This window comes from Vibrio sp. 10N.222.48.A3 (assembly GCF_041475345.1).
Taxonomy (GTDB): Bacteria; Pseudomonadota; Gammaproteobacteria; order Enterobacterales; family Vibrionaceae; genus Vibrio; species Vibrio tasmaniensis_A.
This window is the reverse complement of record NZ_JBFRVX010000212.1, coordinates 1-1,913: the sequence shown is the minus strand read 5'-3', so window position 1 is coordinate 1,913 and position 1,913 is coordinate 1. Positions and strand designations below refer to the sequence as shown.

Here is a 1,913-nt window from a genome sequence, read left to right as displayed (position 1 = left end):
GAGATGGATTCTGTCTCTCAATTCATCAACCTGCATGTCCAGATGAATTGCATTGCAACATGCAGGGCAATCGTCGTAAAAATCTTGGCTCCCATTAGAAGCATCCAGCGTTATGCTAATTGCATGACCACAATGGGGGCAAGAAACATGTTTCTCTGTGTATTTATGCATGGCGAATTATCCTCACTGTAACTTGTACTAATCTCAGTAGCTAACTGTGATTGGTGTTAAACGGCCTGTATCTTCTGAATACACGCCTCAGTTTGTGCTAAATACTCGCCGCCAAATTGATTGCAGTGGTTGAGAAGATGGTACAAATTATAAATGTCTTTCCGTTCAGTATAGCCAACGTCGAGTGGATTGACGCTCTGGTAACCTTCATAAAACTCTTTTGAAAACCCTTCAAACAGTTCAGTTAGCGCTAAATCACATTCATGATCGCCCCAATAACAAGCGGGATCGTAACAGATTGGCCCAAAGGCTGAGTTAGCAACATTACCGTTCCAAAGGTCGCCATGAAGCAAAGAAGGGCGAGGGTTGTGGCCTGCAAGACGCATATTCACTACATCAACAATATCATCGATATCGCCGAATTCGATGCCTTTTTCTTTTAACAATTGCAGTTGGAAGCCAATGCGTTGCTCAGAGAAAAAACGCCCCCATTTCTTATGCCAAGGGTTGGGTTGAAGGGTGCTACCAATATAATTGTCTTGGTCACAACCAAACTCTTTCTGTTCACCCCATTGATGCAATTGGGCAAGTTGAACGCCAAAGTCATAGCTATTATTGCTTGTTTCAAGCGGCTTGGTCGGCAAGTAATTAAGGATAATGAACGAGCATTCTTTGGTTTTACCAATCAGTACCAACTCAGGAACATAAACGGTAGAAGTTTCTCTTAACAAGCGTAAGTTCTCAGCTTCAATTTCAAACTTAGGTAAAAATTCTCGCAGGTTCACTTTTACAAAGTAACGTTCGTTACCATCGCTAATCATATAGCAATCGTTAATGTCGCCACCAGAAACCTTGGTACGTTCAGTTATCTGGAAGTTAAATAGAAGAGTATCTGAAAGTTGTTGAGAAATGGCCTGCCACATAGGAAATCCTCAAAGACTGAAGGTTAGAAATACTGTTTGTTTACTAGCAATAGTTTAGGATAAATCTGAGCAATTTATAGACGCACTCGTCAATGTTCTTGGCTCTTATTCAACTAATGTAGAATCAATTGGCTGATTTGTGAACTCGAACTGATTCAAGCCCTTTGAAATCAAAACAGAAATTGAGAATGATATAAGGAAATAGTTTGGAACTAATCTCACGGCATGATGATTTTCATACAATAGAATCGCAGAAATAGGTTGAGATTATTTTTCACTATATTTTAGGTGTGTTTGGTGAAGTTAGGGTGTTTTGATTGAAATTTAAGCTTAAATGCTAGCTCGGATCACTTTAATACAGTTTTTAGTAATAAAGAGATGACAAACAGACTCATATACATAGTATTAGGTAGGTACATATTAATCTGCTCTTGAGCTTAAACGGAGATTTATTGTGGTTGTAGAAACCGATGGCTATTTGGCTTTGATCGAACACTTATCATTTAACCTAGATGTCTTTACTAATAGTAATGGCGATACAGGTAATGAAAGTGTCGAAGACATCATCACTGACATGATATCAACAAACATCATGGCTATTTTCGAGCAAAACCCTGAGTTACATTCAAGCGTTCGTTTTCAACTATTGAAAGAAGCGGATTCAGTGGTGGCTGATTTAGGTGAAGTGTTAGCTGGTGTATGGTCAAAAAAAGCGACTAACGAACAAATTGTATTCTTAGATGAATACATCGCATTAGTGAAGAATCTGTTTGATACTGCGGTCGCTCAATACGACTAATTAGCTTCTAGTACATTTAC

Annotated in this window: 3 protein-coding genes; 1 reads left to right on the top strand and 2 read right to left on the bottom strand. The window is 38.8% G+C overall.

Features of this window, described 5'->3' with window-relative positions; genetic code table 11:
- Both AB4653_RS07410 and AB4653_RS07405 read right to left on the bottom strand, forming a co-directional pair.
- Positions 1–171: CPXCG motif-containing cysteine-rich protein (locus AB4653_RS07410; protein ID WP_372103713.1), on the bottom strand; the 171-nt coding region annotated here is incomplete at its 3' end.
- 56 nt (positions 172–227) lie between these two features.
- Positions 228–1,094 carry a fructosamine kinase family protein gene (locus AB4653_RS07405; protein WP_009846753.1) on the bottom strand — a complete coding sequence of 289 codons (867 nt, stop codon included), beginning with the start codon at positions 1,092–1,094 and terminating at the stop codon, positions 228–230.
- Positions 1,095–1,548: 454 nt separating this feature from the next.
- Between AB4653_RS07405 and AB4653_RS07400 the strand changes: the two genes are divergently transcribed.
- Positions 1,549–1,893 carry a DUF3802 family protein gene (locus tag AB4653_RS07400; RefSeq protein WP_009846752.1) on the top strand — a complete coding sequence of 115 codons (345 nt, stop codon included), beginning with the start codon at positions 1,549–1,551 and terminating at the stop codon, positions 1,891–1,893.
- Positions 1,894–1,913: the final 20 nt, after the last annotated feature.

Excerpts from the sequence above, each read along its gene's own strand:
- AB4653_RS07405 (WP_009846753.1), bottom strand. The coding sequence starts at position 1,094 with ATGTGGCAGGCCATTTCTCAACAACTTTCAGATACTCTTCTATTTAAC.